The following is a 6,882-nucleotide window of genomic DNA, read 5'->3' on the forward strand; positions in this document are numbered from 1 at the left end:
TCCGATGGGACAGACGAGAGCAGACGAGCTCAGCCTGCCTCCGATGGTGGCGGACAGCACCGACTCATTCGGCACGGCGTTCACAGTGAGCGTTGACTTGGTGGGAACGGGCACGGGTGTCTCGGCAGCCGCACGCACGGAAACAGCCAGGGCGCTCGCTGATGCGGCTACTCGTCCTGATCAGCTTCACCGGCCTGGTCATGTGTTCCCACTTCGGGCGCATCCGGGCGGTGTGCTGGTGCGCGCGGGCCACACCGAGGCGGCGGTCGATCTGTTGACTCTCGCCGGGTTGTCCGGGGTAGGCGTAATCAGCGAACTCGTTACCGACGAGGGCGACATGATGCGGGGACCGACTCTGGAAGCCTTTGCGAACGAGCACGACCTGCCACTCCTTGCGATCGCGGACCTTGTGCGCCACCGGCGCTCGACGGAGCGGTTGGTTGAGGAGGCCGCCAATGCCAATTTGCCTACGACGTATGGAAAGTTCCGCGCACTCGCCTATCGCAGCACGATAGACAGTACAGAGCACCTTGCGCTCGTCATGGGCGACGTCGCAGCGGCGAGCCGATCAGAGGCCGGCGTCCTCGTCCGAGTGCACAGCGAATGCCTCACAGGTGACATCCTGGGCTCGTTGCGTTGCGACTGCGGAGACCAACTGCGGCAGGCGCTGCAGATGATCGCGGATGAAGGCTGCGGCGCCGTGGTCTATCTTCGTGGGCACGAGGGCCGCGGAATCGGATTAGCACATAAAATACGCGCCTACGCATTGCAAGAAGAGGGTCTCGACACAGTCGACGCCAATACGGCCCAGGGATTGCCTGCAGACGCCCGCAGCTACGGCGTCGGGGCTCAGATACTCGATGCGCTCGGAATCCAGCGGATTCGACTGATTACCAATAACCCAGCGAAGTACCAGGGACTCGACGGCTACGGTTTCGAACTCGTGGACAGATTGCCTTCCCTTGTTGCGGCCAATCCGCATAATCTTCGGTACTTGCACACCAAGCGAGACCGTATGGGCCACAGTATTCTCCCAAGCGAAACCGAGGCATCAACCTCGTGATTCTGGCCGGGGATTCTTAGCTCTACCTCCTGCCCAAGCTATCGAAGTTGTTTCCGAACGAATTGGATTCGGCGGTAGTCACCCCGCTCTGCTCGGGTGGCCGAATCTAATTCGGCTTGGCTCTGCACGAGCGCGCAGGGTTCCTTCATCCAGCATGCGGCAAGTGCGCCGTCGGTTGTACTGGGATCCACCAGAGAACTCACTGAACGGTGCTGTGTCCACCGATCTGGCTTCCGCGAGGACCGGTTCGCGGCGGGAGGCGTCGACTGCGGTATGGCCGACTGTGACGGGCTGTGATGGCCGAGAATTCCTCGTTGCAGAATATTCCTTGATTGCTAACGGTAAACGTCTTGTCCCTCCAGCGCGGATTGTTCCAATTCCCCGGCATCCAGGTTGTCGGACCCGATTACAAACAATCTTCTGCCTGCGCGTTGCTCAGTTGCAAAAGGTAGGTGAAATGAGTACGAACAATCCGTCGGCTGACAAGCCAGTCCATGGGGTGGCGAGACGTGTCGGCGTTGTATGCGAGTCCGGGGAGGGCGGCTATGCCCGCGAGGCCACCGAGGAGGAACGCGTCCAACAGCAGGGGCTTGAGGAAGCGATCAAGCGCGCGGCCGTGGAGGGTATAAAGCCGGGCGTCTTGGTAGACCTGACCGGGGAGACCCGCGGCAACTGCGTGCTGACCGAGTCGGGACAGGCCGTCGCCAGCCATGACGTTATGACACCCCCACTGAATCTGGCGGCGACAATGCCCAAGCATGCCAGCGGGCTGTATCCAAAGAACGTTTCCCTGCTCGAGCTTCTGCTCGACGAGAACTGCGGCATAGCGGCAGACTTCTCCGACGAGGTCCTCACACAATCGCGTGTCGCTGACGGAGGCTGCATCCCGGGATGAATCCCATTGAAGAGACCCGAATATCCTGGCGGGCACGCACGATCGATGTCTTGGAAGCAATGGTTAGGGACTTCATTCCAGCAGCACTGTGGTCTACCTACCCGGATGAAGACATTTCTCCGATCCTTCACCGGCCCCACTGCGAGGGAACTTGATGTATAGACTCTTCTCGCGAACATCGCGCTTCTGGTTGGTTGGCTTCGTCTGCCCTGCGGTCATTCCGAAGGTTCCGAACACGCTGCACACGCCGCTGATATTGGGCACGAACGCTATCCACGGCATAGTGCCGCGTTGACCAACGCTCAGCCCCTCACCGCCGGTCAACGAAGGAACGTTACCGCGCTCGAACTGCCCGACCACCCCAGCTCTTCGCCTTCGCGCCGCCGACGCCCGATACGAGCCGACGCCGTACCACGGCGAGCAATGCCTTGTAGTAAAGTTCATCCAACGCGCATCTTCGGCATTTCACGCAGCTCAGCATGCTTTCCGTCAAGTCGAGTGCCCATCAACTGCGGAGTCCGGCTAGGGTGATTGGGTGAGGTCCCTGGGTCATCCTGTGCTGTGTGCTCACCATAGCCTCCGACTGTGAAACCACTGCAAAGGCGAGACAATCGCTGTCAGTGATGACGTCAACCCGATAACCGGTAAGATCACTGACAATGTCATCGAGTGCCGGGTCCGGGCGCCGAGCCACGCGATCAGTGGTGCACGCAGGAATCCCTTCGCGGTTGGGGATACAGCAACACCGGGATCGCCCGCGTCTTCGGCGCGGAAACCGCCGGGGCCGAAGGCATCACCGTCCATAAATACGAGCACTTCCACCTCATCGAGGATGTCGCCAAGCCGGGCGCTGCGCCTAATGGAGGATGCCTTTGTCGACCCCGAGGCGCCCTCCGCGGAGCACGGGACTGACTCTTGGTTATCAGATGTCTGCCAGATCCAGGACAGAACGCCGACGAGTTGCTCGAAGGAGAGCCCGGCACCCCCACCACCGCAGCCACCTCAACCGTTAGATTGTTCGACTACCCACGAAGCGATTTGGGCCCGAGAGGTGAATCCCAGTTTAGCCAGAATATGTTCGACGTGGCCCTGCGCGGTGCGTACTGAGATCACCAGTCGTGCGGCGATTGCCTTGTTTGTGAGCCCCTCGGCCACCAGCTCGGCGATCTGCTGCTCACGTGCGGTCAGTTTCGTGGCCGGACCGGCTGTCGGCGCGGAGACCTGAACTCTTTCGCCGAGGGTGAAGCCGACGGCTGCGTCGAAGCTCATGGCCTCGCCCTCATCATAGGCCAACCTGAAAGCTCTCTCGCCGAGCGTATTACGGGCACGCTGGATGCATCTGTCGTGGAGGACGAGCATGTTCGGGAGCAGGGTGGTGGTGCTGCCCACTGCCCGCCGTAGTGCTTGTGCGGCACCCATTAGTACGGTGGCACGACGGAAATCGCCTCGCTCAGAGGCGATCCAGGCCAGTACTTCCACGCTGGATGCGGTCGCGAGAGGCTCGTGACTCATTCGGGCCAGACGAAGGCCGTCGCTCAACAATTGTACGGCGCGATCAACGTCATCCAGCCGCCACACAGTGATCCCCATCGACCATAGTGCCCAGGAGTGAAATACCTTTTCCCCGTGTGTTTCTAGCAGAGCAAGGATGTGTTCGTGGCTGGCGAGCGCACGCCGAGAATCCCCTTGAAGTGCGTATGCCACTCCGAGGAATACTGACGATTCTATCTGGAAGGTCAGTTCCTCGCGGATGCCAAAGTGCGCGGCGGCACTGTCGAGGTATGCGACAGCGCGGTCTGGATCGCCACCGGCAAGGGCGATCAATCCGTCGGCGACGGTGGCCAGTGCAGCAGGTAGGGGGTCGTCGATCTGCTCGGCCAGGGCACGAAGCTCCGCAGCTCGGTCCGTCGCTACAGGTTGGTCACTCTGGTTCTCGGCCATCACGATAGCTGCGTAGAGCGCCCGTGCCCGGTCCAGGCTCGGTGCAATGGACGACGAATGGACGAGTGCGCGGTCGGTCCACCTGCGTCCCTCGCTGAGCCGCCCACCGAAGGACCAGAACGAATACAACGCGGCGATGAAACGCAACCCACCTTCGCCACCTTCGCGTAGACCGAACTCGAGTGCCAGTCGCAGATTCGGCAGCTCGCGGGACAGCCGGGAAATCCACTCCAGCTGGCGGGGGCTGATCCACTCGGATTCCGCAGTGCAAGCTAACCGCTCGCACCAGTCCCGGTGCCGCCGACGCAGGTCCAGGTGCTCGCCCGCCTCCTCAAGTGCATTCCTGCCGTAGTCCTGCACCGACTCGAGCATCCGTAACCGGACGGCGCCGTCGGATTCCTCCCGGATCAGGATCGACTTGTCCACCAGCGCCGACACTGCATCGAGTAGGTTCGGCGCGGCCGCATCCTCGCCGCACACGACCTCGGCCGCGTCGAGTTCGAAGCCGCCGGCGAACACCGACAGCCTCGCCCACAGGTGCTGTTCGCTCGATGTGCACAGGTCATAGCTCCAGCCGATGCACCACTGGAGGGTTTGCTGCCGGGTGGGGGCGCCCCGACTGCCGCGGGTCAACAGAGCGAACCGGTCGTCGAGCCGCTGCAGGATCTGCGTGGTCGACATCGACCTGAGCCGCGCCGCGGCCAGTTCGATCGCCAGCGGCAGTCCGTCCAGGCGCGCGCATATCCGGGCGACGTCGATCCTGTTGGCGTTGGTCAGCTCGAAGCCATGCACCGCCGCTGCTGCTCGTTCGGTGAATAGCGTCACCGCGTCGGAATGAGCGAGCTCTCGCGGCGTGGGCTCGGCTGCGGGGTCGGGGAAGTCGAGCGGGGTGAGCGGCAGCACCGATTCCCCGCCGATGCCTAGGGCCTCGCGGCTGGTGGCCAGGATCGACAGGTCGGGGCAGGTGCGCAGTAACGATTCAGCCAGCTCCGCCACCGCCTCGACGATGTGTTCGCAGTTGTCCAGGACCAGCAGGAGTGCGCGTGTGGCTAGGAATTCCTCCAGCACCTCTCGCATCGGGCGGCCCGTCAGGTTGCGCTGGCCCACGGCGGCGGCTACTACATCGACCAACAATGTCGAGTCGCGGAGTCCGCCCAACTCGACGAGCCGCAAGCCGTCGGCGTAATTCCGTCGCACCTTGCTCGCGGCCCGGAGCGCGAGCCGGGTTTTTCCGACCCCGCCGATTCCGGTCAAGGTCACCAGACGTGACCCGGATAAGACATTCCTGACGTTGGTCAACTGTGCGCGCCGCCCGACAAAGCTGGTCAGCTCGAACGGCAGGTCGCCCGTGTGTCCCCGTGCGAGGTCAACGTGCGGCACGGCTGCCGGTGCCGCCGCAGGCCGTTCCTGCTGCTCACCCGGTTGGGGACGGAGCGCCATCTCCTCGACCGAGTAGCCCAGAGCGCGCTGGAGCTGTTGCAACTGCTGACCCAACGCGGTGGCGGTGGGTCGGGTCGCGGGGTCGCGGGCCATCGCCGATTCGATCGTCGCACACACGGCTTCGGGAATGCCGTTTTGGCGGAGATCCGGGACCGGTTGGGAGGTAATGCGGAGGAACTGCGCCACCACCTGCTCGCCGCTGCGCCGTTCGAACGCGGCGTGCCCGGTGAGCGCACAGAATAGGGTGGCGCCGAGGCCGTAGACGTCGGAGGCGGGGGTGGGGGGATCGCCACTGAGGACCTCGGGTGCGGTGAACGCGGGTGAGCCGGTGACCGTGCCGGTCGCGGTTTCGAACCCGCCGGTGATGTGGGCGATGCCGAAGTCAGTCAGGGCCGGCTGGTCGAAGTCGGTGAGCAGGATGTTCTCCGGTTTGACGTCCCGGTGCAGCACATCGACGCGGTGCGCGGTCTCCAACGCCCCGGCCAGCAGCACCCCGAGACGCAGGACGTCCCCGACCGGCAGGGCACCCTCTTCTCGGATCCGCGCACCCAGTGACCCCCGCTGGTGGTACTGCATCACCAGGTACGGGTGCTCGCCTGAGAGTTCGCCAACCTGCAGCACGGCGACGATATTCGGGTGCCCGGTTAATCGGCCCATCGCCCTTTGTTCGCGAAAGAATCTTTCCCGATTCTCGACAAGATCCCCGGTGAGCACCTTCACCGCCACGATGCGGTCCAAATCGACCTGTGTACAGCGGTACACCACGCCGAAACCACCGTGCCCGATCTCGACGGCATTTTCGAATCCCACCGCGCTCAGTTGCGTGAGGACACCATCGCCCACATCACGCTGTGTCTCGAACTGGTCGTTCTCGGCCATCAATTTACCCGCGGTTCGCACGTATCTGCACATCATCTAGGATATCGGCGTCAGGCCCCTCGCCCTCAAGTTTCCTGCCGGACACACTCGACGTCGACGCTGCATTGTGCACGACCCTCAGGCCACACCCATTCGGTCCGAATGCGGAGCGGTGCTGTTCGTGCTGGTGGTTAACCGGGCGATCAAAATCGATGTCGCAGGTGTCGGCCGTGGACTGGGTCACCTGCAATGTGGCCGGATGTGAATCAGGCGTATCGGGCGATGAACTTGCTGGGGAGGAGGCCGATGCGCAGATCGAGGTCCAGTGCTGGTTGCCGATGCGCCCGTAGGGGTCGGGCGCCCCGGGGTCCGTGGGGGCTCTGTCGTTCCAACGGATATATGTGAATCGTAGTAGGACCTTCGGCTTCGACAGGTAGGTTCCTCCCGATTTCACCGTGCAGCCGGAGATGATTGAACCAGTCGATGTACTCGGCCAAACGCGATTTCCAGGGTGTCGATCGACTTCCATGGGCCGTTGTTGTGCACTAGGGCATGTCTCCCAATAGTTTGAGCCATTCGACGATGCCGGCGAGGAGGAATCCAGCCCGGTAAGTCAGGGCAAGCTTGTCATACCGGGTTGCCACCGCTCGCCACTGTTTTGCCTTGTTGAAGGCCCTTTCCACCA

General features: G+C 62.8%; 2 protein-coding genes and 3 pseudogenes. 3 read left to right on the forward strand and 2 right to left on the reverse strand.

Going from position 1 to position 6,882, the window contains the following annotated elements:
• The 3 genes and pseudogenes from ribA to P3H15_RS52650 all read left to right on the forward strand — a co-directional run.
• On the forward strand, window positions 1-1,063 hold a 1,063-nt coding region (ribA, locus tag P3H15_RS52640; RefSeq protein ID WP_276144599.1), incomplete at its 5' end, for a GTP cyclohydrolase II.
• A gap of 511 nt (window positions 1,064-1,574) precedes the next feature.
• Window positions 1,575-1,958, forward strand: a pseudogene (locus P3H15_RS52645) (NAD(P)(+) transhydrogenase (Re/Si-specific) subunit alpha); the annotation flags it as partial.
• A 154-nt stretch (window positions 1,959-2,112) separates the two neighbouring features.
• A pseudogene (locus P3H15_RS52650) lies at window positions 2,113-2,244 on the forward strand (proton-translocating transhydrogenase family protein); the annotation flags it as partial.
• Window positions 2,245-2,960: 716 nt separating this feature from the next.
• Here P3H15_RS52650 and P3H15_RS52655 read toward each other — a convergent pair.
• Entirely contained in the window at window positions 2,961-6,218 is a 3,258-nt protein-coding gene (locus tag P3H15_RS52655; protein WP_276144600.1) for a protein kinase, read from the reverse strand.
• 524 nt (window positions 6,219-6,742) lie between these two features.
• A pseudogene (locus P3H15_RS52660) lies at window positions 6,743-6,882 on the reverse strand (IS5 family transposase); the annotation flags it as partial.

The sequence above is a fragment of the Rhodococcus sp. T2V genome (assembly GCF_029269925.1).
GTDB lineage: Bacteria > Actinomycetota > Actinomycetes > Mycobacteriales > Mycobacteriaceae > Rhodococcus_F > Rhodococcus_F koreensis.